We start from the raw sequence: 26,206 nt of genomic DNA, 5'->3' as shown, positions 1-26,206 counted from the left end.
TCCATCCTTGGCACCGAGCCCGATCCGCTTCCGTACGATGCATCTGGATCATTCCCAAAATGAGGCAGCCGGCTCATTGTTCCTCGGGCACGCCTGATCGAACATGTAACTGCAGGGTCAGATTCTCCCATCAAGATCCCGGTGGGGTGGTGCATGAGCGAGGATTTCGACCCAAAGAGGGGAAGGAGGGTCGGGGTGCGCGATGTGGATCATCCAGGACGTCAGGCGAACGGCGGCGATCCTGCTGGCCCTAACGGGCCTCACCGCGGGGGCACTGGGCTGTTCATGACGCTCGATTTCACCAAGGACTCAGCGGAACCCCCTCACGATGATGAGCCCGTTGATGCGTCACGTGATTTGGTGCGACATGCACCCGGATGTGAAGGGGGAACTCTTCATCATCGAGCGTCGCGGGGGATGACGGATGGACCGACTCACCGAAAGGAGGTGACGCTCGGAATCGCGGGGAGAGGTGGCGTGTAGAAGGGGGCGTAAGAGGAGGCAGTGAGCCATGTGCCTAAGAATTCAGGAGGTCGATCATGAAGATCAGAGGACACACAACTACATTATTAGCGGTTCCGATTGTGCTGGCGGCGATGACATTGCCGGGCGGAACGGACGATTTGTATGCCCAAGCGCCCGGGATGGGAGCGGCGCGCCAGCGGCTGGAGATCACGATCAAAGACCGGCAGCATGGGTATGAAACCGCGGGCTTCACCATGCCGTCACACGAGACGACCATCGTGATTCGCAACGAGGACAACGTCACCCATGGGTTCGCCTCGACGCTGTTCAAAGATGTCGATGTCCGCATGGAAGGCGGAACCGAGGTCCGTGGGAAGCACGTCAGGTCGTTCCACGTGGATCCGGGAAAGATCATGACGCTCCGCTTCGCGACCGCACCGTCGAAATTTGATCCTGCCACCGGCGTCGCGGAGAGTGTGCGTCACGCAATCTGGTGCGACATTCACCCGGAAGTGAAAGGAGAGGTGTACGTCATTGAAACCAGAGGCGAGATCGGCGGCGGCTGATCGCACCGTTCGCCTCCAGCTGGAAGGATTCACACCATGACCGGCTCGAGGCCATCCCATCTCACGAGGGGCTTGGCGGCCGCGGCCCTGGTCGGCGCGCTAGGGCTTTGGAGCCCGACCGGGGCTGCGGAGTTTCACTTTGTGGTCCAAGACATCGAGGACAAGCGGGCGGTGTGGGTCCCGCAGGACGTGGTGATTCACCGGAGCACGGAGATGCAGGACGGTGTGGCCTTCGTGTTGGAGAATCCGACGGATCGCACTCATGCCTTCGCTGCCTATGGACTGTTCGAGGAGGTCATGACTGCGGGCGGGGAAGTTACACGCAAGCCGCTACGGGTGAACGTCACACCGGAGGACGTGGTGCGGGTGCAGATCAGCACGGCTCAGTTCGAAGCCATTGCCGGGGTTCTGATCGGCACACAAGGGTTCCCATTTTTCTGCCCACTGCACAAAGGCGATGCCCATCTGGGAGGCACGATTTACGTCGTCCCATAGGGGGCGTTCCATCGGGTTGGACCGCTGAAGGAGACCGAACGAATGAGGGCCGCATGAACAGATTCTCCAGCCGGATTTCAACCGTCAGCTTTCTTCTGATGATGGCAGGGAGCTGTTCGGTGCCTTCAACGGGTCTGGCCAAGGAACTGCGCTTTGTCATCCATGATCTCGAAGGCAGCGCGGCGGCCTGGTCCCCCCGCGAGGTGGTCATCCACCGGAATTCGGATCTCGACGAGAAGCTCGTATTTGTCCTAGAGAATCCGACAATGCGCACGCATGTGTTTGAAGCGCCGGGGCTGCTCGAGCAGATTGAAGAAGGACCCGAGGTGGCGGCTGTGAAGCCGTTACGGGTCTACGTGACCTCCGGGGAGATCGTGCGAGTCCGGGTCAGCACAGAACAGTTGAAGCACGCGCGGGCAGTGCACTTCTATCAGTTCTTCTGTCCGTTGCACGGACCAGAGCAGGAACTACGGAGCACGGTCCGCGTGGTTCCATGATGCCGGAACGCGCAAGCGATCATGTCAGGTATGAGATTCAAGATCTCATTGATTCGGTTCGCGCTGGCTGCGCTCGCGCCTATCATCCTCTTCAGTCCGCCATTAGACGTCAGCGGTGAGACCTGGTTGCCTGAAGGGTGGATCGACAAGCTGAGCGGCTTCGTCCTGATCCAGAGGGGGATTGAGCGGGAGGGCTCGTTTGAGCCCTATCTCGGGCAACTGCTGCTTGTGCGGCACACGTTGCGAAGGCAGGAGCTCCATGGAGCGTATGTGGCCCTGAACCGATTCATGGAAATGCTGGAGACCCGTGAGGCTGGGATCAGACCTGAAGTTGCAGAAGCCATCTGGGACTTTTGCTACCAGGCCACCCCAACGGCGTTTCATGATGAGCAGCGGCATAAGCGGCGGTGGGATCAGACCGTGGAGTGGGAGCAATTTTTTTGGGAGGAATGATCACAATGGAAGAGGCAGCGAGAGCGGGGTAGAAACCCCATAGAGGTGCAACATGACAGAGGGACCTGAGGTCGGGACCATGACGAGAGACGTTACGGGTACCACGCGGGATGCATTCCGGCAGGAGTTTTCACCAGGCCTAGCCGGTGTGCCGGCCGCCAGGTCCTCCATCAGCTTTGTGAATGGCCAGACGGGTCTACTCGAATATCGGGGCATTCGAATCGAAGAGCTGGCGGAACGCAGTTCCTTTCTGGAGACGACCTACCTGCTGCTCTACGATCAGCTCCCGGATCAGGCTGAACTGGACCGGTTCACCGCCGATGTGACGCAGCACCGGCGTATCAAATATCGGATTACGGACCTCATCAAGTGTCTCCCGGAGCACGGACGTCCAATGGATGCGCTCCAAGCGGCCGTGGCGGCTCTGGGGATGTTCTATCCGGCTAGAAACGTCTTGGATCGCCAGGTGCAATACTGGTCGGCTGTCCGATTGATCGCCAAGGTCCCCACGATTGTGGCCGCCTATCACCGGCTCCGACGGGGCGACGAGCAGATCCAGCCTCGCGATGACTTGGACCATGCCAGCAACTTTCTTTACATGCTGACCGAGAAAGGACCGGACCCTTTGGCCGCGAAAGTGCTGGACACCTGCCTCATCCTTCATGCTGAGCATACGATGAATGCGTCCACGTTCAGCGGCATGGTGTCCGCCTCCACGCTGACCGATCCTTATACCGTCGTCTCCTCGGCCATCGGCACCCTCAAAGGACCGCTGCACGGAGGAGCCGCTCAAGAGACCGTGGAGATGTTGGAGGAGATCGGATCCGTGGGCAATGTCCGGCCATACATCAAGCAGAGGCTTGCCGCAAAGCAGAAGCTCATGGGATTTGGTCATCGCCTTTACAAGGTGAAAGATCCGAGAGCCATCATCCTTCAAAAGCTGGCGCAGCAGCTCTTCGCACAGTCTGGGCGTTCTCACTCTACAGGCTGGCCGAAGAGGTCGAGCGTGTGGGAGAGGAATTGCTGGCGGGGAAAGGCATCCACGCCAACGTGGATTTCTACTCCGGAGTGCTCTACAAAACGATGGGCCTCGATGAAGACTTCTTCACGTGTGTGTTTGCGATCGCGCGCGTGAGCGGCTGGTTGGCGCACTGGCTGGAACAGATCAAGGACAACAAGCTCTTCCGCCCGGACCAGATCTATGAAGGACAGCATGGCCGAGTCTATGTCCCTATCGAGCGCCGGCTGGGAGCGCTGTAAGAGGTTGTTGGCGCCGTACACCTTGGCGCATGTACCGCGCCCAAACGAGGGAGGGCATCATGCGAAAGGCAGAAGACAAAATAACAATGAAATCCGAAGAGAAGATTGAGGAGATACCACCGTACGAAAAGCCGAGCCATTGTCTGCTCTGCGGGCAGATCGGGCCACCCTTGTTGTATGGGCATTGGATCTGTGACCATTGCAAAAACGTGGTCCAAGCAGAAGCTGTGGCGAAAAGGCGACAGGCCGTGAAAGAGGGTGGCGGGCCTTCTGCGCTGTAGCGGAGATCAAGGCCTGGGCTCCTTAGACATCGGAGCCATGCAACGATCGTAACGGTGACGAACCATGAAGCGACACACTCACCTTCCCCGGATGAAGCTCTTGATGCCGTGCTATATGGGCCAGAAAGGATTGGATTGAGACCCGGCAGGGGCTTGGGCATCGAGATCCGTTTTCCCGCTGGCGGACGTTTTTCAGTCGCCCCCATCTACAGGCCAGGTGTTCCAGTCGAATTGGGACATTTGGCTTCGCAACCGGGACTCACGAGACGAACCTTGCAGACCATACCTTTCGAAAACTGCAACACGGATTCGGCGCTTTCTGCGTTGTATGTGCCGCCTTACACTGGAAAGACCACTGCAATCGCGTCGGGCTGCTTGACGCTCCGTTGATGCGGGCGGTATTCTCCAGTGGCCGACGATCGGAGGAGCGATGGACGCAGATCGCGCGAAGGAACCTACGGACGGTGTGGACCAGCCCGCCGATGAAGCCGCAGCGACGCCGGTTCCGGAGTACGTCCAAGAACTGGTGAAGAAGGCGCGGGCGGCCTCAGGGCGCCTCGCGTCGCTGTCGACCGCGGTGAAGAATCAGGCGCTGCGGGCGATGGCCGACGGCTTGGACGCCAAGGCCGACGACATCCTGACCGCCAACGCCGAGGACGTCGAGGCGTTCGGCACCGGCAAGGCCAAGCAGGCGATGGCGGATCGCCTCCGACTCACGACGGCGCGCATCGCCGAAATGGCCTCGGCGATCCGGGAGATCGCCGCCCTTCCGGACCCCGTCGGACAGACCATCAAGACATGGCGGCGCCCGAACGGCATGCAGGTGAGCCGAGTCCGCGTCCCGATCGGCGTCATCGGCATCATCTATGAGTCCCGCCCGAACGTCACGGCCGACTCCGCGGCCTTGTGTCTCAAATCCGGCAACGTGTGCGTCCTGCGCGGCGGCTCGGAGGCGATTCGCTCGAACACGGCGATTGCCGGGGTGCTGGCCGAAGCGGCCGAGCAAGCCGGCGTCCCGGCCGGTGCGATCACCTTCATCGAGCGCACCGATCGCGAGGTCGTCACCGAGCTCCTCAAGCAGGATCAATTCATCGACCTCATCATCCCGCGGGGCGGGGAGTCGCTGATGAAGACGGTGACCGAGCAGTCCCGGATCCCCGTCATCAAGCACGACAAAGGTGTGTGCCACATTTATGTCGACGCCGATGCCGACGTCGCGATGGCGAAGAAGGTGTGCGTCAATGCCAAGGTCCAGCGGCCCTCCACCTGCAATGCCATGGAAACCCTCCTCGTCCATCAGATGGCGGCGCGGTCGGTTCTGCCCGAGTTGATCGCCGAATTGACCGCCGCAGGGGTCGAGGTGCGCGGCTGCCCGAAGACCCTGCAAGTCTGCCCCGACATCAAGCCGGCGGCCGACGACGACTACGGCCGTGAATTCCTGGCCCTCGTCCTCGCGGTGAAGATCGTCAAGAACCTGGAAGAGGCGATGGAGCATATCGCCCGCTATGGCTCCCGCCACACGGAAGCGATCATCACGAACGACTACGGGCGGGCGTTGCGGTTCGTCCGCGAGGTGGACGCCAGCGCTGTCCTCGTCAATGCGTCCACCCGGTTGAACGACGGCAACCAATTCGGCCTCGGCGCCGAGATCGGCATCAGCACGACCAGGATCCATGCCCGCGGACCGATGGGGCTCGAGGAGTTGACCTGCTCGAAATTCGTCGTCCTCGGAAGCGGCCAGATCAGGGAGTGAGGGAAGAGTAAGGTTGAGGCTAAGGCTAAGGCTGAGGGAATTCCCGGACGAGACAGTCGGGAGGAAGATGGTTGCGCCGCCTTACATCCGAACCTCAACCTCAGCCTTAACCTTAACCTCTCTCCACGTGCCTCAACCTGAGCCTCAACCTTAACCTTTCCCTGTGCTCCAGGCCTTTCTCGCCAGACCCGGCTCTCTGTCCTTTCCCTCGAACCTGGCGTACGGTCAGGACCTCGCGGCGGCCGGCGGGCGTGCGGTGCGTCTGCCGACCGGACATCTCCTGTATTATGGACGTCATGGCCGCCGGATTCTGGCTACGGACCCCGACGGGAACCCGCTGCACGAATGCGAGTGGGAGACCGAGGGCGGATCCATCCATCTGCGCCGGGCGAGGCTCTATTTGGATTGGGGGCGGTGGGTCGGGGTGCGATCCGGCGGCCTGGTGAATACCACTGTCCTCGATCTGTCGCGCAAGCCGGGGTGGCAACGTCTGAAGGCCGACGATCTGCGCGGCATGGCGGCCCAGGCGCTGCATGTGCCCATGGAGGAGGTGCGCTTCTTCTATGGGGATGAGGACCTCGTGATCGATTCCCGGGGCCGCGCCACGATCCGGCACAAAAAAGATGCATTCTACGTGCTCGAGGACGGCACCTTCGACCGGGCGACGTTCATGGCCTGTATGGGCGCGATGCACTGGAGCCGGATCGACTTTCTCCCGGTCGTCGAGCTGTTTCAGTCCTTGCTGCCCGGGACCGGTTCCGCCGCGTTCGAATTGATTCGCGGGCTGTACGACGATCAGAACGCGGGCCGGGAGCCGCTGCCGCTGCGTTATCGCGGCATCCCGACGTATCCGTCCGAGGCCGCCTACCGTCTCTTCAGTTCATTCTTCGTGCCGTCCGCGCCCGGCGGGCAATCGCCTTTCCCCGTGTTCATGGATCCGACTCGGTCCCACGAGGTCACGTGGCTCCCGTCCCCGCAGCCGCCCCGGCGGTATCTCGATGCCGGCCGGCGCCTATGTGTGACGATCCAGGGCGAGACGGCGCTCAAAGCCACGCTCGCGGACGACCCCACAGGACTGAGCTACACCAACGTGGAACGGGCGGCGTTCCCGCCGTGCGGGCGGGCTCTGGGGGTCCGTGGCCCCTCGCTCATCCTCAAGGACGGCGATCGTGTCGCCGAGCTGCCGCTCAGCCCCGCGTGGGGCTCGCTGCGAGACGTCTCGACGCTCCCTCGGACGGCGTTCCCTCCTGGCGGGACGGAGCCCGTGTTGGAATGGCGCACCCTGTTTCGAGACGGCCCGCCTGCGGTCACGCCGGCCGAGGCGTTTTCCGCCGTCCTGCTGTACCCCGAGGACGACACGGAGATCGATGAAGCCGCGAGCCAACCGTTCGTCACCGACTATCTCGAGGACCTTTTCGAAGAACACCCGGACCTCGCCCAGCGTGTTCGTCAGGCGCGGGACGTCTTGGTGGACAACCTCGACGCGGGCCTTCGTGCCTGCATCGACCTGAGCCGCCCGGCAGCCGTGACGGTGCTCTATACCCGTCCGGGATTGGCCCAGAAGCAGGCGCAAGCATTGTGGAACGATGCAGCCGGCCGGCAGCGGCTTCCGGACCTCCGCCGCATCACGCTTCTCCCCGCGGCACCCGCGCCCGCTGAACGCGGACCGACCTACGACCTGGTGTATCGTTGGCTTCCGTTTGCCGACTTTACCCGACCGGCGCACCTCGAGGACCGGGTGCGGGAGCTTGCCGGCGTGCTCCGGCCGGGCGGGCTGGCTTTCCTCGTCGGACCCGAGTCGATCAAGTCCTCGTTCGGGCCGGCAGGCCTCCATGTCCTCACGGCGAGCCCCGTGAGCGCCCTCCCGACGTTTCAGATGCATCGCACGATCCTGCCGCAGGCCCGTCTGAGGGTCGGGCTCACCCTCTTTCAGGTCGCCAAACCACGCGCCGCCTCGACTTGACACCTCTTTCACCAGTCGATAAGATGCGTTCGCCTTTAACGCTCATCCGGTGAGGTGAGCAAGGAGTTCGGGTCATGCCAAGGGGCGGGCGTCCGTCGTCCTCATCGCAACCTTCTCCTCACCGGGAGAAGGTTTTTTTATGCCCTCTTTGGCCCAAGGGAGAGTAACTGGGGAATTGAGTAATGGAGTCATTCAACGTTCCGGGTTACTCACTTACTAAATTACACATTTACCCCTACTTAGGTTATGGACAAGCAGCAAAAGCTGGTCATGGATGCGAACGACGTCGGCCGCGCGCTGACCCGGATCGCGCATGAGATTCTCGAGCGCAACAAGGGGACGGAGCAGTTGGCGCTCGTCGGGATCCGGACCGGCGGCGTGTACTTGGCGCATCGGCTGGCGAAGCGCATTTACGACATCGAGCAGATCCAGGTTCCGATCGGGGACCTCGACATCACGCTGTACCGGGACGATCTGGCGATCCGAAAGGATCAACCGATCCTGAAGAAAACGAGCATCCCGTTCGATGTGTCCGGCCGCAAGATCGTGCTCGTGGACGACGTCTTCTTCACGGGCCGGACGGTCCGGGCCGCGATGGACGGCCTGATGGATCTCGGACGGCCGGCGGAGATCCAGCTCGCCGTGCTCGTGGATCGCGGGCATCGCCAGTTGCCGATCCGCGCGAACTACATCGGGAAAAACGTGCCCACATCGAGAGACGAAGTCGTGCAGGTGTTCCTGGAGGAGGAAGGGGAGGAGGATCGCGTCGTCATTCTGAAGGACGCCCAAGACCCAGTGGGAGGGGCCGTATGAGCTTCAAACACAAGCATCTCACCAGCATCGCCTCTCTGACCGCCGAGGACATCATGCTGATCCTGGACACCGCCGACTCCTTCAAAGAGGTCAGCGGCCGGGAGATCAAGAAGGTGCCGGCGTTGCGCGGGAAAACGGTCGTGAACCTGTTCTTCGAGCCGAGCACCCGGACGCGGACGTCCTTCGAGTTGGCCGCCAAACGGCTGAGCGCCGACGTCATCAACTTCTCGCCCTCCGCCAGCAGCGTGGTGAAGGGGGAGACCTTGCTCGACACGGCGCGAAACATCGAAGCCATGCAGGCGGACATCATCGTCTTGCGCCATTCGGCGGCGGGGGCGGCCGACACGCTCGCGCGGGGCGTGAAATCCTCGGTCATCAACGCCGGCGACGGCTGGCACGAGCATCCCAGCCAAGCGCTCCTGGACCTGTTCACGCTCCGGGAAAAACAGCTCACGTTCAAGGGGCTGACGGTCGCGATCGTCGGGGACATCGCCCACAGCCGGGTGGCCCGGTCGAACATCTATGCCTTGACGACGCTCGGCGCCCGCGTCCGCGTGGTCGGCCCGCCCACGATGATCCCGGCCTGCTTGGACCGTCTCGGGGTCGAGATCTACTCGGACATGGACCGGGCGCTCGAGGACGTGGACGCGATCATGATGTTGCGCCTGCAGCTCGAACGGCAGGGTCGGGCGCTGTTCCCGAGCATTCGCGAATACTCGCGCCTCTACTGCCTGACGCCGGAACGGGTGCGGCTGGCGAAACCCGGCGCCGTGATCATGCACCCCGGCCCGATCAACCGCGGCGTCGAAATCGCCTCGGAGGTCGCCGACAGCTTTTCCTCGGTCATTCTGGACCAGGTGACCAACGGGGTGGCGGTGCGGATGGGGATTCTCTATCTGCTGTCGGGAGCGGCGGCATGACCCTCTCGGGAAAGACCCACACCCGACCGGCATGCGACGACTTCTTCGGAGCGTAAAGGACGGCCATGACAATCCTCATACAGGGCGGCCGCGTGATCGATCCCGGCCGATTCGACGGCATCGCGGATGTGCTGATCGACGACGGGAAGATCGTCGCGGTCGGCCGGAACATGACCGCGGAGCACAAGGCGCGGGCGAAGTCCGGACAGACGATCGACGCCCGGGACAAGCTGGTGCTGCCGGGGTTCATCGATCTGCACGTGCATCTGCGAGAGCCGGGGTTCGAGTACAAGGAAACGATCCTCACGGGAACCGCGGCGGCCGCGGCAGGCGGGTTCACCTCGGTCTGCTGCATGCCAAACACGAACCCCGTCAACGACAGCCAAGCCGTCACCGAGTTCATCCTCGACCAGGCTCGGGCGGCCGGGCAGGCGCGGGTCTATCCCATCGGGGCCATCACGAAGGGCTCGGAAGGCAAGGAACTGGCGGAGATCGGCGATCTCCACCGAGCGGGCTGCGTCGCCATTTCCGACGACGGCCGCCCGGTCATGAACAGCCTCGTCATGCGGCGGGCGATGGAGTACGCGCGGGCGTTCAACCTCCCGGTGATCGATCATTGTGAAGACCTGCACCTGGCGGAAGGCGGCTGCATGAACGAGGGGCTGGTCTCGACCCAACTCGGCCTGCAGGGCATCCCGGCCGCGGCCGAGGACGTGATGGTGGCCAGGAATCTGGCGCTCGCCGAGCTGACCGGCGCGCGGCTGCACCTCGCCCACGTCAGCACGGCCGGGTCCGTCCGCATGGTGCGCGAGGCGAAAGCTCGGGGGATCCGCGTGACCGCCGAAGCCTGCCCGCACCACTTCACGTTGACGGAAGAGGCGGTGCGCGGCTTCAACACGATGGCCAAGATGAATCCGCCGCTCCGGACCTGGGAGGACGTCCAGGCGATCAAGGACGGGCTCAAGGACGGAACCATCGACGTCATCGCCACGGACCACGCGCCGCACGCGGTGCAGGAAAAGCAGCAGGAGTTCGCGGCCGCTCCCAACGGCATCGTCGGCCTCGAGACCGCCTTGCCGCTGACGCTGGCCTTGGTGGAGGAAGGCGTCTTGTCGTTGGAGGCCGCCGTCGCGAAGCTGACGACGGCCCCGGCACGCGCGTTCGGCCTGGACCGAGGCACGCTCGCACCCGGCGCCGACGCCGACGTGACGATCGTGGATCAGCAGGCGACCTGGGAGATCGATCCCGCCCGTTTCCGCTCGAAGAGCCGGAACACGCCGTTCGCCGGATGGAAGGTCAAAGGGCGGGTCCTCGTGACGCTCGTCGGCGGGAGCGTAGTCTATCAGTCCGCCTGACGGATGGAGGCGGTGCGCACGGGGCGAGACTGGCGCCTGGTCTGGTACAGCATGGAACTGATCGCGCTCAGCCTCTGGATCGGCGGGTTGGTGGTGATCGTCGCCGCGGTGATTCCGGCGGTCTTCAACTCCTTCGGCATGGAGCCGGGCGGCCGGTTCCTCACGCGCGCGTTCGACGGGTACAACCGGGTGGTGCTGACGGCCGCCGGCCTGTTACTCGTGAGCGCCGTCGTACGGCATCTCGCCGCCGACGGCGTGCTCGAGCGCCTGTCACGGACGGAGGCCGTGCTCTCGGTGCTGATGGTGATGATTGCGACCACGATCATTTTCGTTCTCGAACCGGCCTCGGTGCGGTTGCAGGAGCAGGCCTTTGCCGTGAAAGAGGAGGCCGCGCGCAAGGCCGCCTACGACGCCTTTTTCCGAAGCCATACGCTGGTCCGCGTACTCTACCTCGCGAACTTGGCCCTCGGCGTGGCCCTGATTCCCGTGAAGCTGAAAGCCTGGCTGCGGGCAAGAAAGGAGGTCGTGTGAACAAGGCGATTCTCGCGCTCGCAGACGGCACGGTCTTCGAGGGCACGGCGCTCGGGTTCCAAGGGGAAACGGTCGGGGAGGTCGTCTTCAACACCGCCATGACCGGCTACCAGGAAATCCTCACCGATCCTTCCTATAAAGGACAGATCGTGACCATGACGTGCCCGCACATCGGCAACTATGGAGTGACCCGTGCCGATGTGGAGTCACGGCGGGTCTGGGCCGAGGGGTTCGTCGTCAAGGAGTCGAGCCGGCGGCCGAGCAATTGGCGGGCCGAACAGGCGCTGGACGACTACCTGCGCGAGGCCGGGGTCGTCGGCATCCAAGGGCTGGACACCCGGGAACTGACCCGGCATCTCAGGGACCATGGCTCTCAGCAGGGCTGCATCTCGCACGTCGAAGGCGATCCTGAGCGTGTAATCGAGAAAGCCCGGCAGGCGCCTGCGATCGTCGGGCGCGACCTGGTCGCGGAGGTGACCTGTGCGGCCCGCTACGACTGGACGGAGAGCTCGGCCCCCTGGCAACCGGGCATCGAGGGAGCCGAAGCCAAGATGACTCGGCAGCCGCGGTTCCGCGTCGTTGCGTACGACTTCGGGACCAAACAGAACATCCTGCGCCGGCTCGTCGACGTCGGGTGCGCCGTCACGGTCGTCCCGGCCTCGACGCCCGCCGACGCCGTCCTGGGCTTGAAGCCGGACGGGATCGTGCTCTCGAACGGCCCCGGCGACCCGGCGGGTGTTCCGTATGCCGTCCAGGCGGTACAGGCCTTGATCGGTCGGACGCCGATCCTCGGCATCTGTTTGGGCCATCAGATCCTCGCGCTCGCGATGGGGCTCCCGACGTACAAGCTCAAGTTCGGACATCATGCGGCCAACCATCCGGTCATGGACCTCCGCACGCGCACGGTGGAGATCACCTCACAGAACCACAACTTCGCCGTGCAGGTCGCCGGCGTGTCCTCGACGGCGGCCCGTCCGCCGGTCCTCGACACCCCGCTCGGCCGGGTGGCAGTCAGTCACGTGAGCCTCAACGACGAGTCCATCGAAGGCTTCGTCTGCCTCGATCAGCCGGTCCTGTCCGTCCAATATCACCCCGAGGCGTCGCCGGGACCGCACGATTCCGCGTATCTGTTCGAACAATTCGCCATGATGATGGAGAAGGGGCATGCCTAATCGAATCAGGATCGGGGCGCTCTGCGTCCTGCTCGCGGCGGGCAGTCTGCTGTCCGGGTGTATTACGATCAATCTCCTGCCGCAACCCGGCCCGCTCGAGGAAAAGCGACTCAGCGGGAAGGGCGACGACAAGGTCCTGCTCGTCGAGCTCTCGGGACTGATCAGCTCCCGTGACGCCGAGGGTCTCGTCCAGCACCCGAACATGGTCGCGCAGATCAAGGAGGAGCTGGCCCGGGCGGCGGAGGACCCGAAGGTCAAGGCCGTCGTGCTCCGGGTCAACAGCCCCGGGGGGACGGTCACGGCCTCCGACATCATCTATCACGAGTTGCGCGCCTTTCGGGAGAAACGGAAGATCCCGGTCGTCGCGTCGATTATGGACGTGGGCGCTTCCGGTGGGTACTATGTCGCTATGGCCACCGACAAGGTGGTGGCGCATCCCTCGTCGGTCACGGGCAGCTTGGGGGTCATCATGGTGACCTTCAATGCGCGCGGGCTCATGGAAAAAATCGGGTTGGAGGCGACCGCCGTGACGTCGGGGCCCCGGAAAGACATGGGCTCGCCGTTCCGGCCGATCACCGACGATGAACGCGCGATTTTTCAGGGCGTCATCATGTCCTTCTACGACCGGTTCCTTGCGGTGATCAAGGACGGGCGACCGAATTTGACCGCCGAGCAGATCCGGAAGTTCGCCGACGGGCGGATCTATTCGGGTGAGCAGGCGGCCGCCCTGGGGTTGATCGACGGGATCGGCTATCTGGACGACGCGATCGAGGTTGCGAAGCGTGAAGCCGGGCTCCGGGAGGCGCGCGTCGTCACCTACCGGCGTCCCGGTGAGTACCGACACAATATTTATTCGACGTTCCTCGGCGGGGGCGGCGGGGCCTTGTCCTCGTTGGCGGCTCTCGATGTCATGGGGATGTTCCGGGGCGGCACGCCGCAGTTCATGTACCTCTGGATGCCATGACCGGTCGCCTTATGCACGTGCTCGATGGACCAGGCACAGGACCGACATGACGATCTGGCCCGCCTGTTGGCCGTTCCGGTGACCCGTCGGACGGTGCTCGCCTGGTCTGCGCTGGCGGCGGCCTGGCTCGTCGTGCCCGGCTGCGTCCGCGCCCCGGGCACGGCACGGGATCAGCTCATCTTCATTTCCGAGGAAAAAGAAATCGCCATGGGCGTGAAGGCGTTCCACGAAGTCCTGCGCCAGGCGCGCCTGAACGAAAATCCCGAGATCAACGAGATGGTCCACCGCGTCGGCGAGCGGATCGCGGCGGCGGCCAACAAGCCCGAGTACCACTGGGAGTTCGCCGTCATCCAGGACGATCGCATGGTCAACGCGTTTGCGCTGCCGGGGGGGAAGGTCGCGGTCTTCACCGGCATCTTGAAGTACACCAAGACCGAAGCCGGGCTTGCGACCGTCATGGGTCACGAAGTCGCGCATGCCCTCCAACGGCACGGCGCGGAGCGGGTGAGCCGTAGCATCCTCGAAGGCATCGGGCAACTCGGCGCGATCGCGGGCGCGGCGGCCGGCCATGTCGACCCCGGCGTCGCTATGGGCGCCATGAGCGCCTACGGCATCGGCGTGTCGCTCCCGTTCAACCGCCGGCAGGAATCCGAGGCCGATTACATCGGCCTCCGCTTGATGGCGCAGGCCGGTTATGATCCGCGGGAAGCGGTGCCGTTCTGGGAGCGGATGAGCGGCTGCCCGAAGAATCTGATCGGCAAACTGTGTTTCCGGTCGCAGGCGGCGATCCCCGAGTTCCTGTCGACGCACCCGTCGGACCTCACCCGGATCCAGCAGATCGAAGCATGGATTCCGGAAGTCATGCAGCACTACAACCGGGACGGAGGGCCGATCGCGCCGGCCCCCGCCGTCCCGATCCTCGTTCCCGTCCCGAGGGCGGGATAGCGCGGACCTTTGAGACGGGTCACCCAACCCGGTAGGAGCCCATGCCTCGACGCACCGACATCAAGAGCATCCTGCTGATCGGCTCCGGCCCCATCGTCATCGGCCAGGCGTGCGAGTTCGACTACTCGGGCACGCAAGCGTGCAAGGCCCTCCGCGAGGAAGGCTATCGGGTCGTCCTGATCAACAGCAATCCGGCCACGATCATGACCGACCCCGAATTGGCCGACCGAACCTACATCGAGCCGATCACGGTGGACGTCGTGGAACGGGTCATCGAACGCGAGCGCCCGGATGCGGTGCTCCCGACGATGGGCGGGCAGACCGCGCTGAACACCGCGATGGGGCTCGTTAAACGCGGCGTGCTGGCGAAGTACAACGTCCAGTTGATCGGCGCGTCGGCGGAGGCGATCCACAAAGCCGAGGATCGGGATGCCTTCCGGCAGGCCATGTGGCGGATCGGGCTCACCACTCCGGACAGCGGGATCGCGACGAGCCTGGCCGAAGCCGAGCGGCACGTCGAGCGGATCGGGTTTCCGGCCATCGTCCGGCCCTCCTTCACCTTGGGCGGAACCGGCGGCAACATTGCCTACAACATCGAGGAGTTCAAGCGGCAGGTCGAGTGGGGGCTGGCCATGAGCCCCGTCCAGCAGGTCCTCATCGAGCAATCCGTGATCGGCTGGAAAGAATTCGAGTTGGAGGTGATGCGGGACCTCAAGGACAACGTCGTGATCGTCTGCCCGATCGAGAACGTCGACCCGATGGGCATCCACACCGGGGACAGCATCACCGTCGCCCCCGCCATGACGTTGACGGACAAGGAATACCAGCTCATGCGCGACGCCGCCGTCCGCATCATCCGTGAGATCGGGGTCGACACCGGAGGCTCGAATATCCAGTTCGGCATCAATCCGCGGACCGGCGGCATGGTCGTGATCGAGATGAACCCGCGCGTCTCGCGCAGCTCCGCGCTGGCCTCGAAGGCCACCGGCTTCCCGATCGCCAAGATCGCCGCCAAGCTCGCCGTGGGCTACACCCTCGACGAGATCACGAACGACATCACGCGCGTGACCAAGGCCTGCTTCGAACCGACGATCGATTACGTCGTGGTGAAGATGCCGCGCTTCGCCTTTCAGAAATTCCCCGGCGCCGACTCGACGCTCACGACCCAAATGAAGTCGGTGGGGGAGGCGATGGCGATCGGACGGACCTTCAAGGAGGCCCTCCAGAAGGTCATCCGATCCCTGGAAGTCGACCGCTACGGCCTGGGCTCGCTCCATCGCCTCGAGTCCGGCGTCCCGGCGGACGTCCAGCCGGACGCGCTCCGCGAGCGGCTCCGGCACGCACTGCCGACGCCGCACCCGGACCGCCTCTGGCAATTGGCGGACGCCATCCGCCTCGGCCTTACGGTCGAGGAGCTGTATGGCCTGACCCACATCGATCCGTGGTTCTTGGAACAGGTCGGCGACCTCGTCGCGTTCGAGCGCCGGCTCGTCGAGGCCAGCCCTCGGCTTCGCGGCGGCTCGGAGGAGACGGCCCTGCTCCGCGAGGCCAAGCAACTCGGCTTCTCGGACCGGCGCATCGCGCAACTCACGGGGCTCGAGCACGGCGAGGTTCGGCGCCGCCGGCGCGCCGCCGGTCGCGCACCGGTCGCCGTCACGTACAAGCGGGTGGACACCTGCGCCGCCGAGTTCGAAGCTCAGACGCCGTACCTCTATTCGACGTACGAGCGGACCTGCGAGGCGCGGCCGACCGATCGCCGGAAAGTCATGATCCTCGGGGGCGGGCCGAACCGGATCGGGCAGGGAATCGAATTCGACTATTGCTGCGTCCATGCAGCCTTCGCCTTGCGGGAGGAAGGGCTGGAGACGGTGATGGTCAACTGCAACCCGGAGACCGTGAGCACGGACTACGATACGTCCGACCGCCTCTACTTCGAGCCGCTGACGGAAGAGGACGTCCTCAACATCATCGATCGCGAACGGCCCCTCGGGGTCGTCGTCCAGTTCGGCGGTCAGACGCCGCTGAAGCTCGCGCTGCCGCTCGAGCGCGCGGGCGTGAAGATCCTCGGGACGAGCCCGGATGCGATCGACCGCGCCGAGGACCGCGAGCGCTTTCGGGACCTCTTGGACCGCCTGGGGCTCAAGCAGGCGGACAGCGGGATGGCGCGCTCGGTGCCGGAGGCGGTCGGCGTGGCCGCCGCGATCCGCTACCCGGTCATGGTCCGGCCGTCGTATGTCCTGGGCGGACGGGCCATGCAGATCGTGTACGACGAGGCCGGCCTGCTGAGCTACATGGCGTCGGCGGTCAAGACGTCGCCGGACCATCCGGTCCTCATCGACAAATATCTGGAGGATGCGATCGAGGTCGACGTCGACGCGATCTCGGACGGCCGCCAGGTCGTCGTCGCCGGCATCATGGAACACATCGAGGAGGCCGGCGTCCACTCGGGCGACTCGGCCTGCTCGCTGCCGCCGTACACGCTCAATGCCGGGATGATCGAGCAGATCCGCCGCCACACCACGGCGCTCGCGCTCGAGTTGGGCGTCATCGGGTTGATGAACGCCCAGTTCGCCGTCAAGAACGGCGACCTCTACGTCTTGGAAGTCAACCCGCGCGCCTCCCGGACGGTCCCATTCGTGAGCAAAGCCATCGGGGTGCCGCTGGCGAAGCTGGCGATGAAGGTCATGTTGGGGAAGACCCTGGCGGAGTTGCGCTTCACGGACGCCCCGTTCCCGGACTACGTGGCGGTCAAGGAGGCGGTGTTCCCGTTCACGAAGTTTGCCGGCGTCGACGTCTTGCTGGGCCCCGAGATGAAATCGACCGGAGAAGTCATGGGCATCGACCAGGACTTCGGATGGGCCTTCGCCAAATCTCAAGGCGGCGCAGGGGTGCCGCTGCCGGCCAACGGCCGGGCGTTCATCAGCGTGAAGGATCGAGACAAGCCCGCCGCGCTCGAGGTGGCGACCCGCCTGACCCGTCTCGGGTTCGCGATCGAAGCCACGCGGGGCACCGCCTCCTACCTCCAGCAGCACGGCGTGAGCGTGGACGTGGTCAACAAGGTGAAAGAAGGCCGCCCGCACATCGTCGATCACATCAAGAACGGCGAGATCAGCCTCGTGGTCAACACGGTGGGGAGTCAGGCCTCTCACACCGACTCGGCCTCGATCCGGCGTGAAGCCCTGCAGCACGGGGTGTCGTACTTCACGACGATGCGCGGGGCGCGCGCCGCCGTGACGGGCATCGAGGCCCAGCAGAAAAAGGGGCTCGCGATCCGGTCGCTGCAGGAGCACCACAGGAAATAGCGGGGAATGTAGAGTGATGAACGATGAGTGTCGGACCCCTTCATCACTCATCACTCGTCACCCATCACTGGTTTAGAGGGAGTATGCCGACACCGATCACTCGAAAGGGCTATGAGGCCTTGAAGGCGGAATTGGACCGGCTGCGCAAAGTGGAGCGGCCGAAGGTGATCGAGGCCATCGCCGAGGCGCGCGCGCACGGAGATTTGAGCGAAAACGCGGAATACGATGCGGCCAAGGAGCGGCAAGGCTTCATCGAGTCCCGGATCAACGAGCTCGAAGGCAAGCTCGCCGATGCCCGGATCATCGAGACCGCGAACCGGACGAGCGACACGGTGGTCTTCGGCGCCATCGTCTCGCTGTTGGATCTGCAGACGAATGAGAAGAAGCAGTACATGCTCGTGGGGCAGGACGAGGCGGATCTGAAGAACGGGAAGATCTCGGTGCAGTCGCCGGTGGGTCGCGCCCTCATCGGCAAACGGATCGGCGATCAGGTGGAGGTGACCACCCCGTCCAAGGTCGTCGAGTACGAAGTGTTGGACATCCGATTCGAGGAGGGGTGACCGTGCCGACGAGCCCGGGTACGATCCTTCTGGTCCACCGGGGGACCGGTGGACCCCGTCACACCGCCCTGTGGTGACCTCTCATGGCAACCGCAATTTCCGTCGTCACGCTCCTGACCGACTTCGGCGACCGCGACTACTTCGTCGCGAGCATGAAGGGGGTCATCCTCAACATCAATCCCCAGGCCCGGATCGTCGATCTCACGCACGCCGTTCCCTCCTACCGGGTGGAAGAGGCGGCCTACCTCTTGAAATCATGCTATCACTACTTCCCCGACGGCACGGTGCACGTCGCGGTCGTCGATCCCGGGGTGGGGAGCCGGCGCCGCCCGGTTCTCGTCAGCACCTCGCGCTACTTCTTTCTCGCCCCGGACAACGGGCTCCTGAGTTACATCTATGACGAGGAGCTCTCGGTCGAAGTCCGGCAGATCGAAAACCGGCAATACCGGCTCGACTCGGAGGGAGCGACGTTCGACGGACGCGACTTGTTCGCACCCGCGGCGGCCTGGCTCACACGGGGCCAGGCGCCCGGCACCTATGGTCGGCTGATTCGAGACTATGTGACCCTCCCGATCGAGGCACCCGCCTGGCACGGGCCGGTCTTCGCCGGACGCATCATCTACGTCGATCATTTCGGCAATCTCATCTCGAATGTCACACCCGCCCATCTCGCCGAGGTGCGGCGCGCGGCCAAGCGCACGTCCGTCACGGTTCGGCTCGCCGGACGGACGATCGAGGACCTCGTCGACTGCTATGCCGACGGATCCCGGGACGAGCCTCGCGCGCTGATCAACAGCAACGGCCAGCTCGAGGTCTTCGTCAAAGAGGGCCATGCCGCCGACCTGCTGAAAGTCGGCCGAGGGGAACGGATTGAGGTCTACTGACCGCATGCCGCGCCGCCGCCCTTCCGACCGATGAATCAGCGCCAGCTCTTCGCCCTCGGGTTCTTCATCGTCCTGGTGGTGCTGCTCTATCAGATCGCCGTCATCTTCCGACCCTTCTTCTTTCCCGTCTTGTGGGCCGTCATTCTGGCTCACATCACGTACCCGCTGCACCGGCGCCTGGCGGCGCTCCTCGGTGGGCGCCATGCGCTGTCCGCGGGGATCCTCACGGTGGGGATCATCGGCCTGGTGGTCGTCCCGCTCGTCTTTCTCACGATTCAATTGATCGAAGAGGCGAGCATCGCATACGTGACGGTCAAGGCGTGGATCGAGGCGGACGGCCTCAAGCGGCTCCTGGCGGACCTCTCCAACCTGCCGCTCGTCGGCGCCTATATCCAGCCGATCTGGGCGCGGCTCGTGGTGTCGCAAGGCGACCTCGGCGCCTCGTTGCTGCAGAACGTCAAAGCGCTCGGCGGGTTTTTCGTGGAGCAACTGGCGGGCCTGGCGGCGAACCTCTTCTTGTTGGTCATGAACTTCCTCGTCATGGTCTTCACCTTGTTCTTCTTTTTCAAGGATGGAGATCGGCTGTACAAGAACTTGTATGACACCGTGCCCCTCGACGAGGCGCACAAGCAGCAGATCTTCACCCGCTTGGATGTGACGCTGAAGGCCGTGGTCAAAGGCGTCATCATCACCGCCATCGTCCAGGGGCTTCTCGCCGGGGCCGCCTATGCCGCGCTCGGGGTGCCGTTCCCCGTGGTGCTGATGTCGCTCACCGCACTGCTGGCCCCGCTGCCGTTCGGCGGCACCGCGCTGATCTGGCTGCCGGTGGCCGGCTATCTGTACTGGACGGGCTCGCTCGTCAAGGCCGTCATCATGCTGGCGTGGGGGGCGGGCGCGATCACCACGGTGGACAACGTCTTGCGCCCGCTCCTGATCGGCAAAGGCGCACAGCTCCCCGTGCTGTTCCTGTTCTTCAGCATCGTGGGCGGGCTCGCCGCCTACGGGATGATCGGCCTGTTCCTCGGACCGATCTTGCTCGCCATCCTGATCACGGCCATCCAGATTTACCGCGAGGAGTATCTGACGGCCAAGGATGCGGAGGAGAAGCCGGCGCCGCCTCCGTAGCCGGCAACTCGGGCCCGTGTCGTCTGGTCTGCTGGCCCTTATCCGCGTGTGGAGGGTAGGGTCGCGGCGATGGCCGTCCCGAGGATCGAGACCATGCGCTGCAAGTCGGCTCGTGTCGCGCTCAACGGAGGCATCAGGACCATGACGTTGCCCAGCGGGCGCAGCAAGAGCCCTCTGGCCCGTGCCTCCTTGGCGACACGATGGCCCACGCGCGCCTCCAAGGGAAACGGCTCGCGGGTGGCGCGGTTCTTGACGAGCTCGATCCCGACCATGAAGCCGCACTGCCGGATCTCGCCGACGTGCGGGTGGCCGGCGAGGGATCGGAGCAGCACGGTCAGCGTCGAGGTCTTGGCCCGAAGCTTGGCGAGCGTCCGTTCCTTCCGAAAGACGGCGAGATTGGCGAGCGCGACGGCGCAGCCCAACGGGTTTCCGGTATAGCTGTGCCCGTGGAAGAACGTCTTCCACTCGCCGTACTCGCCTAAGAAGGCTTCGTAGATCCGTTCGGTCGCGAGCGTGGCGCCCAACGGCAAGTATCCTCCCGTGATGCCCTTGCTGAGCGCGAGCAAATCGGGCGTGACGCCCTCGTGCTCGCACGCGAACATCCGGCCCGTCCGGCCGAAGCCGGTCGCGACTTCATCGGCGATGAGCAGGACGTCGTACGTCGTGCAGAGCTCGCGAATCCGGCGGAGGTACCCGGGCGGGGAGGTGATCATCCCCGCGGCGGCCTGGACGAGCGGCTCGAGGACGAGCCCGGCAATCTCGGTATGGCGCGCCTTCAACACGCGCTCGATCGGCTCGAGGCAGGCCATCCGGCAGGAGGGATAGGTCAGCTTGAGGGGGCAGCGATAGCAGTACGGCGGATCGGCGCGCAAAGTCGGGAACAGGAGCGGGTGGAAGCGCTCGTGAAACAGCTCGATGTTCCCGACGCTCATCGCTCCGGCGGTATCCCCGTGGTACGCGAGCTTCAAATTCACAAACGTGCGTTTCGGCCCGGCGCGTGGACGGCGCTGCTGCCAGTACTGGATCGCCATCTTGAGCGCCACCTCCACCGCGGTCGAGCCGTCGTCGGAGTAGAAGACCCGGGTGAGCCCCGAGGGGGCGAGCCGAATCAGTGCGCGGGCGAGCTCGATCGCCGGGGGGTTCGAGAGCCCGAGCAAGGTGGAGTGGGCGATGCGACCGAGCTGGACACGGAGCGCCCGATCCAGATCGGGATGCCGGTGACCATGGACATTGACCCATATCGACGAGACGCCGTCGAGGTACCGCCGCCCTTCGGTATCGATGACGTATGCGCCCTTCCCGCGCTCGATGATCACGGGCTCCTCCGCCTCCCATTCCTTCATTTGAGTGAACGGGTGCCACAGATATTGGTGATCCCACGCGGCCAATTCTTTGGTGCTCGGTCGCATCCGTCGGCTCATCTCCGCCCTCGATAAGCGATTGGAAACGCTCGGCGTCCGGCGATTATAGTGAGGGGATTATGCTTTGACAACGTAGGGGGCAGCCCATATAATGAGCTGATTTTTGCCACATGAAGCCGGATTCCCAGAGCCACGTCCGAAACTTTTCCATCATCGCCCATATCGATCACGGGAAATCGACCCTCGCTGACCGGTTCTTGGAGATTACGGGCGCCATCACCGCCCGCGAGTTCCGAGAACAGATCCTCGATGCGATGGACCTTGAACGTGAGCGTGGGATCACGATCAAGGCGCATGCGGTCGCGATCCGGTACACCGCCGCCGACGGCGAGACGTACGCGCTGCATTTGATCGATACGCCGGGGCATGTCGATTTCACGTATGAGGTCTCCCGCAGCCTGGCGGCGTGCGAGGGCGCGCTGCTCCTGGTCGATGCGACGCAAGGCGTCGAAGCCCAGACGATCGCGAACGCCTACCTGGCGATCGCCAACAATCTCGTCGTGATCCCCGTCATCAACAAGATCGATCTGCCGAGCGCCGACGTCGACGGCGTCAAACGCCAGATTCACGACGTGCTGGGGCTGGACGTGAGCGAGACCCTCTTGGTCAGCGCCAAAGAGGGCAAAGGCGTGCGCGAGGTCCTGGAGGCCGTCATTCGTCGGATCCCCCCGCCGTCCGGCGATCCGGACAAGCCCCTCAAGGCCCTGGTCTTCGATTCCTGGTTCGACAACTACCAGGGCGTGATCGTGCTCACCCGTGTGATCGACGGCCTCGTCCGCCCGGGCATGAAGATCCGCGTGATGTCGAACCACAAGGTCTTCGAGATCACCGAAGTCGGCCAGTTCACCCCCAAGCGCACGAAGACCGAGCAGCTCTCCACCGGCGAAGTCGGCTACGTGTGCGCCAACATGCGCGAAGTCGCGGACGTGAAGATCGGCGACACCCTGACCGATGCGGTACAGCCGACCGACTCGCCGTTTCCCGGGTACAAGGAGGCCAAGCCGCTGGTCTTCTGCGGCCTGTACTCGACCGACACGGCGAAATACGAAGATCTGCGGGACGCCCTCCAGAAGTTGCGCCTCAACGATTCGTCGTTCGTCTATGAACCGGAGACTTCGCTGGCCTTGGGGTTCGGGTTCCGGTGCGGATTCCTCGGGCTGCTCCACATGGAGATCATCCAAGAGCGGCTCGAACGGGAATACGGCCTGACCCTCATCACCACGGCGCCGACGGTGGTCTATCGCGTCCACACGACCAAAGGCGAGGTCCTGTCGATCGACAATCCGGCCAAGCTCCCGCCGCCTTCCTCGATCGAGAAGTTCGAGGAGCCGTTCATCAAGGCCACGATCATCACCCCCGAGCGGTACGTCGGCGGCATTCTGCAACTGTGTCAGGAGCGGCGCGGGGTCCAACTCGGGCTCCAGTACCTCGACCCGACGCGCGTGATGCTGACGTACGAGTTGCCGCTGAACGAAGTGATCCTGGATTTCTACGACAAGCTCAAGTCGAAGACGCAGGGCTATGCCTCGCTGGATTACGAGTTGATCGGGTACCGTGACTCCGACCTCGTCAAGCTGGACCTGCTGTTGAACGGCGAAACGGTGGACGCGCTCTCGCTGATCACGCACCGCGACAAGGCGCAGATGCGCGGACGCCAACTGGCCGAGAAGATGAAGGAGCTGATCCCCAAGCAGATGTTCGAGATCGCGATCCAGGCCGCGATCGGCAACAAGGTGATCGCGCGGGAGACGGTCGGCGCGCTCAAGAAGAACGTCACCGCCAAGTGCTACGGCGGCGACATCAGCCGGAAACGCAAACTGTGGGAGAAGCAGAAAGAAGGCAAGAAGCGGATGAAGCAGGTCGGGCGAGTGGAAGTGCCCCAGGAAGCGTTCCTCGCGCTGTTGAAGGTGACGGGCGAATGATGGATCCACAACAGCCGCGCGTCGAAGAGGCGAGCCGAGCGACCACCGACACGGTGGACGGGTCGGTCAGCGAGGCGGCCGCCCAACCCCGTCGCAAGTCGATCCTGCGGGAATACGCCGAGGCCATCATCCTGGCCATGCTGCTGGCCTTCGCGATCCGCGTCTTCGTCGTGCAGGCCTTCAAGATCCCCTCCGGGTCGATGATTCCGACGCTCCTGATCGGCGATCACATCCTGGTCAGCAAGCTGTCCTATGGGATCCAATGGCCCGGCGACTGCAAGCTCCGCATGACGTTCCCCCCGGTCACCTGCTACACCTCGCACACGCTCGTCTCGTTCGGCGAGCCCCAGCGCGGCGATGTCATCGTCTTCCGCTATCCCGAAGACGAAGAGAAAGACTTCATCAAACGGATCATCGGGCTGCCCGGGGACACCATCGAGATCCGCAACAAGGTCGTGTACGTCAACGGCCAACCGTTCGACGACAAGGCGTTCACGCAGCGGGTCGATCCGGGCACGATCAACGGCGCAGTCAATCCCCGCGACAACTTCGGGCCGGTCACCGTCCCGGACAACGCCTATTTCGTGATGGGAGACAACCGGGACCAGAGCCTCGACAGCCGATTCTGGGGGTACGTCCGGGCGGAAAAGATCCGGGGCAAGGCCTTCCGGATCTACTGGTCCTGGAGCGGCCACGGCGACTGGAAGCACTGGGTCCGCTGGGAGCGGATCGGTCAAGCCATCCGGTAGCGGGCACCGGGCATCACCTTCAGCGAGGGCGGAGTGCGCACACCATCCAGGACGAACCAGCTCAAGCTCGGCCGGCACCTCGCGAGATTTCCCAAGGCCAGAATACTCGTCGTCGGCGATCTGATCCTCGATCACTACGTCTGGGGGAAGGTGAGCCGGATTTCACCGGAAGCGCCGGTTCCTGTCGTGCACGTCGAATCGGAAACGCTGAAGCTGGGCGGCGCGGCGAACGTCTACAACAACGTCCTCTCGCTCGGCGGGCAGGCCGAGGTGTGCGGCGTGGTCGGCGCGGATGAATCCGGACGCCGTCTGGTGAACGCGATGCACTTGCCCCGCGAGCGGCGCGGCGGCGTGATCGTGGACGGCGATCGGCCGACGACCAGAAAGACCCGCGTCGTGGCTCACAACCAGCAGATCGTGCGATTCGACGTCGAGCGGCGGACCGAGATCAAGACGCCCATCCAGCGAAAGATGTTGCGCCACGTGGAGGCTCGTCTGCGGGACATCTCCTGCCTCGTCGTCTCGGATTACGCGAAAGGCGTCGTCACCGCGTCATTGATGGCGGAGCTCGTTCGTCTCGCCCTGCTGCGACGCATCCCGCTCGTGGTCGATCCGAAGGTCGAGCATTTCTCCTTCTACAAGGGCGTCACGGTCGTGACGCCGAATCATCTGGAAGCCGCCCAGGCGGCCGGAGTCCACGGCGACGACGACGCGTCCATTTGTCAGGCCGGGGAGACGCTTCGCCAGCGCCTCGGGTGTCAATCGGTGCTCGTCACGCGAGGCGAGAAGGGGATGAGCCTGTTCGAATCCGACGGCACCAGCCTTCACATTCCGACGATGGCGCGACAGGTGTACGACGTGACCGGCGCCGGCGATACGGTCGTGGCGACGCTGGCGCTCGCGCTGGCGACGGGGGCCTCGATGGGCGACGGCGCGATGCTGGCCAATCATGCGGCCGGGATCGTCGTCGGCATGGTGGGGACCGCCACCGTCACCGTCGCGCAACTGGCGGAGGCGCTGAAGCATGCTTAGGACGGACGCCTCCGTCTCGATCGTCATCCCGGCTCGGTACGGCTCCTCCCGGTTCCCAGGCAAACCGCTCGTCATGTTGGCTGGAAAACCGATGATCCAACACGTCTATGAACGGGCGCGGGCCGTGCCCGGGATCGAGCGCGTGGTCGTGGCGACCGACGACGAGCGGATCCTGTCCGTCGTGCAGGGCTTCAACGGCGCCGCGCTGCTCGTGGAAGGGCCCTATCGCACCGGCTCGGACCGGGTGGCGGCCGCGGCGGAACGCCTTGCCGGCGAGATCTTCGTCAACCTGCAAGGCGACGAGATCCTGCTCGATCCGGCGCTGCTCACCGACCTCATCAAACCGTTTCTCCAGAGCGAGGCTGGCATGGGCACGTTGAAGCGCCGGCTCGCCTCGCCGGCCGACGTGCAGAATCCCGGCGTCGTCAAGGTCGTCACCGGCCAGCGAGGGGAGGCGCTCTATTTTTCGCGCGCGCCGATCCCCCACGTCCGGGATGCACGCGAGGGCGACCTGACGAAGGGACTCTACGCGGTCCACCTCGGCGTCTACATCTTCACACGGGCCACGCTCCGCCGGTTTACCGCGCTTCCGACCGGCGTGTTGGAGGAGGCGGAGAAGCTGGAACAGTTGCGGGCGCTCGAGCACGGGATTCCCATCACGGTCTGGGAAACCGCGCACGACTCCTTGCGCATCGACACCCCCGAAGACGTGCCCGCGGCCGAGCGAGCGCTCGCGGCGAGCGTCCGCCCGGCGAGCTGAGGGCTGCGAATATCGGTG

At 64.2% G+C, this 26,206-nt stretch carries 22 protein-coding genes and 1 pseudogene; 22 read left to right on the top strand and 1 reads right to left on the bottom strand.

Translation table 11 applies throughout. From position 1 onward, the window contains the following. Window positions 1–539: 539 nt before the first annotated feature. The 18 genes and pseudogenes from ACWHYV_RS12400 to ACWHYV_RS12315 all read left to right on the top strand — a co-directional run bounded on the left by ACWHYV_RS12400 (window position 540) and on the right by ACWHYV_RS12315 (window position 20,304). Window positions 540–1,031: a hypothetical protein gene (locus ACWHYV_RS12400; RefSeq protein WP_447976806.1), complete on the top strand. Its 492-nt coding sequence runs from the start codon at window positions 540–542 to the stop codon at window positions 1,029–1,031. A gap of 36 nt (window positions 1,032–1,067) precedes the next feature. After that, on the top strand, window positions 1,068–1,526 hold the full coding sequence (locus tag ACWHYV_RS12395) for a hypothetical protein (RefSeq protein WP_447976805.1): 459 nt from the start codon (window positions 1,068–1,070) through the stop codon (window positions 1,524–1,526). Between the two features lie 53 nt (window positions 1,527–1,579). Continuing rightward, complete coding sequence (locus tag ACWHYV_RS12390; RefSeq protein ID WP_447976804.1) at window positions 1,580–2,023, top strand: hypothetical protein; 444 nt, start codon at window positions 1,580–1,582, stop codon at window positions 2,021–2,023. A 30-nt stretch (window positions 2,024–2,053) separates the two neighbouring features. Beyond that, window positions 2,054–2,476, top strand: coding sequence for a hypothetical protein (locus ACWHYV_RS12385; RefSeq protein WP_447976803.1), 423 nt, complete (start codon window positions 2,054–2,056; stop codon window positions 2,474–2,476). Between the two features lie 79 nt (window positions 2,477–2,555). Then, window positions 2,556–3,736: pseudogene (locus ACWHYV_RS12380) on the top strand (citrate synthase). A gap of 711 nt (window positions 3,737–4,447) precedes the next feature. Beyond that, on the top strand, window positions 4,448–5,770 hold the full coding sequence (locus ACWHYV_RS12375; RefSeq protein ID WP_447976802.1) for a glutamate-5-semialdehyde dehydrogenase: 1,323 nt from the start codon (window positions 4,448–4,450) through the stop codon (window positions 5,768–5,770). 163 nt (window positions 5,771–5,933) lie between these two features. Then, window positions 5,934–7,733, top strand: coding sequence for a hypothetical protein (locus ACWHYV_RS12370; RefSeq protein WP_447976801.1), 1,800 nt, complete (start codon window positions 5,934–5,936; stop codon window positions 7,731–7,733). Window positions 7,734–7,979: 246 nt separating this feature from the next. Beyond that, on the top strand, window positions 7,980–8,546 hold the full coding sequence (pyrR, locus tag ACWHYV_RS12365) for a bifunctional pyr operon transcriptional regulator/uracil phosphoribosyltransferase PyrR (RefSeq protein WP_447976800.1): 567 nt from the start codon (window positions 7,980–7,982) through the stop codon (window positions 8,544–8,546). Continuing rightward, entirely contained in the window at window positions 8,543–9,466 is a 924-nt protein-coding gene (locus tag ACWHYV_RS12360; RefSeq protein ID WP_447976799.1) for an aspartate carbamoyltransferase catalytic subunit, read from the top strand. The genes pyrR and ACWHYV_RS12360 overlap by 4 nt, the downstream gene beginning before the upstream one ends. Window positions 9,467–9,531: 65 nt before the next feature. After that, window positions 9,532–10,821: a dihydroorotase gene (locus ACWHYV_RS12355; protein WP_447976798.1), complete on the top strand. Its 1,290-nt coding sequence runs from the start codon at window positions 9,532–9,534 to the stop codon at window positions 10,819–10,821. A gap of 12 nt (window positions 10,822–10,833) precedes the next feature. After that, a complete protein-coding gene (locus tag ACWHYV_RS12350) occupies window positions 10,834–11,352 on the top strand; it encodes a DUF4149 domain-containing protein (protein WP_447976797.1) in 519 nt (172 codons plus the stop codon). Then, entirely contained in the window at window positions 11,349–12,524 is a 1,176-nt protein-coding gene (gene carA / locus ACWHYV_RS12345; protein WP_447976796.1) for a glutamine-hydrolyzing carbamoyl-phosphate synthase small subunit, read from the top strand. Before ACWHYV_RS12350 ends, carA begins: the two co-directional genes overlap by 4 nt. Next, window positions 12,517–13,488 (top strand): signal peptide peptidase SppA, encoded by a 972-nt coding sequence (gene sppA, locus ACWHYV_RS12340; protein WP_447976795.1) that lies wholly within the window; start codon window positions 12,517–12,519, stop codon window positions 13,486–13,488. The genes carA and sppA overlap by 8 nt, the downstream gene beginning before the upstream one ends. A gap of 24 nt (window positions 13,489–13,512) precedes the next feature. Next, complete coding sequence (locus ACWHYV_RS12335; RefSeq protein WP_447976794.1) at window positions 13,513–14,433, top strand: M48 family metallopeptidase; 921 nt, start codon at window positions 13,513–13,515, stop codon at window positions 14,431–14,433. Window positions 14,434–14,474: 41 nt separating this feature from the next. Then, window positions 14,475–17,735, top strand: coding sequence for a carbamoyl-phosphate synthase large subunit (carB, locus tag ACWHYV_RS12330; RefSeq protein WP_447976793.1), 3,261 nt, complete (start codon window positions 14,475–14,477; stop codon window positions 17,733–17,735). An 83-nt stretch (window positions 17,736–17,818) separates the two neighbouring features. After that, on the top strand, window positions 17,819–18,295 hold the full coding sequence (gene greA, locus ACWHYV_RS12325; RefSeq protein WP_447976792.1) for a transcription elongation factor GreA: 477 nt from the start codon (window positions 17,819–17,821) through the stop codon (window positions 18,293–18,295). Between the two features lie 83 nt (window positions 18,296–18,378). After that, window positions 18,379–19,179, top strand: a complete 801-nt coding sequence (locus tag ACWHYV_RS12320) for an SAM hydrolase/SAM-dependent halogenase family protein (RefSeq protein WP_447976791.1) — start codon at window positions 18,379–18,381, stop codon at window positions 19,177–19,179. A 30-nt stretch (window positions 19,180–19,209) separates the two neighbouring features. Beyond that, window positions 19,210–20,304 (top strand): AI-2E family transporter, encoded by a 1,095-nt coding sequence (locus ACWHYV_RS12315; protein WP_447976790.1) that lies wholly within the window; start codon window positions 19,210–19,212, stop codon window positions 20,302–20,304. A gap of 38 nt (window positions 20,305–20,342) precedes the next feature. On the opposite strand, the gene bioA is transcribed toward ACWHYV_RS12315, so the two are convergent. Beyond that, window positions 20,343–21,725 carry an adenosylmethionine--8-amino-7-oxononanoate transaminase gene (bioA, locus tag ACWHYV_RS12310; protein WP_447976789.1) on the bottom strand — a complete coding sequence of 461 codons (1,383 nt, stop codon included), beginning with the start codon at window positions 21,723–21,725 and terminating at the stop codon, window positions 20,343–20,345. A 110-nt stretch (window positions 21,726–21,835) separates the two neighbouring features. Between bioA and lepA the strand changes: the two genes are divergently transcribed. Genes lepA through kdsB form a run of 4 tightly spaced genes read left to right on the top strand, consistent with a single transcriptional unit; the run spans window position 21,836 to window position 26,188 of the window. Continuing rightward, the gene (gene lepA, locus ACWHYV_RS12305; protein ID WP_447976788.1) at window positions 21,836–23,647 is read left to right on the top strand and encodes a translation elongation factor 4; all 1,812 of its coding nucleotides are present in this window, start codon (window positions 21,836–21,838) and stop codon (window positions 23,645–23,647) included. Continuing rightward, window positions 23,644–24,396 (top strand): signal peptidase I, encoded by a 753-nt coding sequence (lepB, locus tag ACWHYV_RS12300; protein WP_447976787.1) that lies wholly within the window; start codon window positions 23,644–23,646, stop codon window positions 24,394–24,396. Before lepA ends, lepB begins: the two co-directional genes overlap by 4 nt. Before the next feature lie 33 nt (window positions 24,397–24,429). Next, the gene (rfaE1, locus tag ACWHYV_RS12295; RefSeq protein WP_447976786.1) at window positions 24,430–25,428 is read left to right on the top strand and encodes a D-glycero-beta-D-manno-heptose-7-phosphate kinase; all 999 of its coding nucleotides are present in this window, start codon (window positions 24,430–24,432) and stop codon (window positions 25,426–25,428) included. After that, the gene (gene kdsB, locus ACWHYV_RS12290) at window positions 25,421–26,188 is read left to right on the top strand and encodes a 3-deoxy-manno-octulosonate cytidylyltransferase (protein ID WP_447976785.1); all 768 of its coding nucleotides are present in this window, start codon (window positions 25,421–25,423) and stop codon (window positions 26,186–26,188) included. Before rfaE1 ends, kdsB begins: the two co-directional genes overlap by 8 nt. Window positions 26,189–26,206: the final 18 nt, after the last annotated feature.

Source organism: Candidatus Nitrospira bockiana (genome assembly GCF_965152565.1).
Note: the sequence above shows the minus strand (reverse complement) of the source record. Positions and strands in the feature narration are given on the sequence as shown.

Excerpts from the sequence above, each read along its gene's own strand:
- ACWHYV_RS12400 (WP_447976806.1), top strand. The coding sequence starts at position 540 with ATGAAGATCAGAGGACACACAACTACATTATTAGCGGTTCCGATTGTG.
- ACWHYV_RS12395 (WP_447976805.1), top strand. The coding sequence starts at position 1,068 with ATGACCGGCTCGAGGCCATCCCATCTCACGAGGGGCTTGGCGGCCGCG.
- ACWHYV_RS12390 (WP_447976804.1), top strand. The coding sequence starts at position 1,580 with ATGAACAGATTCTCCAGCCGGATTTCAACCGTCAGCTTTCTTCTGATG.
- ACWHYV_RS12385 (WP_447976803.1), top strand. The coding sequence starts at position 2,054 with ATGAGATTCAAGATCTCATTGATTCGGTTCGCGCTGGCTGCGCTCGCG.
- ACWHYV_RS12375 (WP_447976802.1), top strand. The coding sequence starts at position 4,448 with ATGGACGCAGATCGCGCGAAGGAACCTACGGACGGTGTGGACCAGCCC.
- pyrR (WP_447976800.1), top strand. The coding sequence starts at position 7,980 with ATGGACAAGCAGCAAAAGCTGGTCATGGATGCGAACGACGTCGGCCGC.
- ACWHYV_RS12360 (WP_447976799.1), top strand. The coding sequence starts at position 8,543 with ATGAGCTTCAAACACAAGCATCTCACCAGCATCGCCTCTCTGACCGCC.
- ACWHYV_RS12355 (WP_447976798.1), top strand. The coding sequence starts at position 9,532 with ATGACAATCCTCATACAGGGCGGCCGCGTGATCGATCCCGGCCGATTC.
- sppA (WP_447976795.1), top strand. The coding sequence starts at position 12,517 with ATGCCTAATCGAATCAGGATCGGGGCGCTCTGCGTCCTGCTCGCGGCG.
- ACWHYV_RS12335 (WP_447976794.1), top strand. The coding sequence starts at position 13,513 with ATGGACCAGGCACAGGACCGACATGACGATCTGGCCCGCCTGTTGGCC.
- carB (WP_447976793.1), top strand. The coding sequence starts at position 14,475 with ATGCCTCGACGCACCGACATCAAGAGCATCCTGCTGATCGGCTCCGGC.
- greA (WP_447976792.1), top strand. The coding sequence starts at position 17,819 with ATGCCGACACCGATCACTCGAAAGGGCTATGAGGCCTTGAAGGCGGAA.
- ACWHYV_RS12320 (WP_447976791.1), top strand. The coding sequence starts at position 18,379 with ATGGCAACCGCAATTTCCGTCGTCACGCTCCTGACCGACTTCGGCGAC.
- ACWHYV_RS12315 (WP_447976790.1), top strand. The coding sequence starts at position 19,210 with ATGAATCAGCGCCAGCTCTTCGCCCTCGGGTTCTTCATCGTCCTGGTG.
- bioA (WP_447976789.1), bottom strand. The coding sequence starts at position 21,725 with ATGAGCCGACGGATGCGACCGAGCACCAAAGAATTGGCCGCGTGGGAT.
- lepA (WP_447976788.1), top strand. The coding sequence starts at position 21,836 with ATGAAGCCGGATTCCCAGAGCCACGTCCGAAACTTTTCCATCATCGCC.
- lepB (WP_447976787.1), top strand. The coding sequence starts at position 23,644 with ATGATGGATCCACAACAGCCGCGCGTCGAAGAGGCGAGCCGAGCGACC.
- kdsB (WP_447976785.1), top strand. The coding sequence starts at position 25,421 with ATGCTTAGGACGGACGCCTCCGTCTCGATCGTCATCCCGGCTCGGTAC.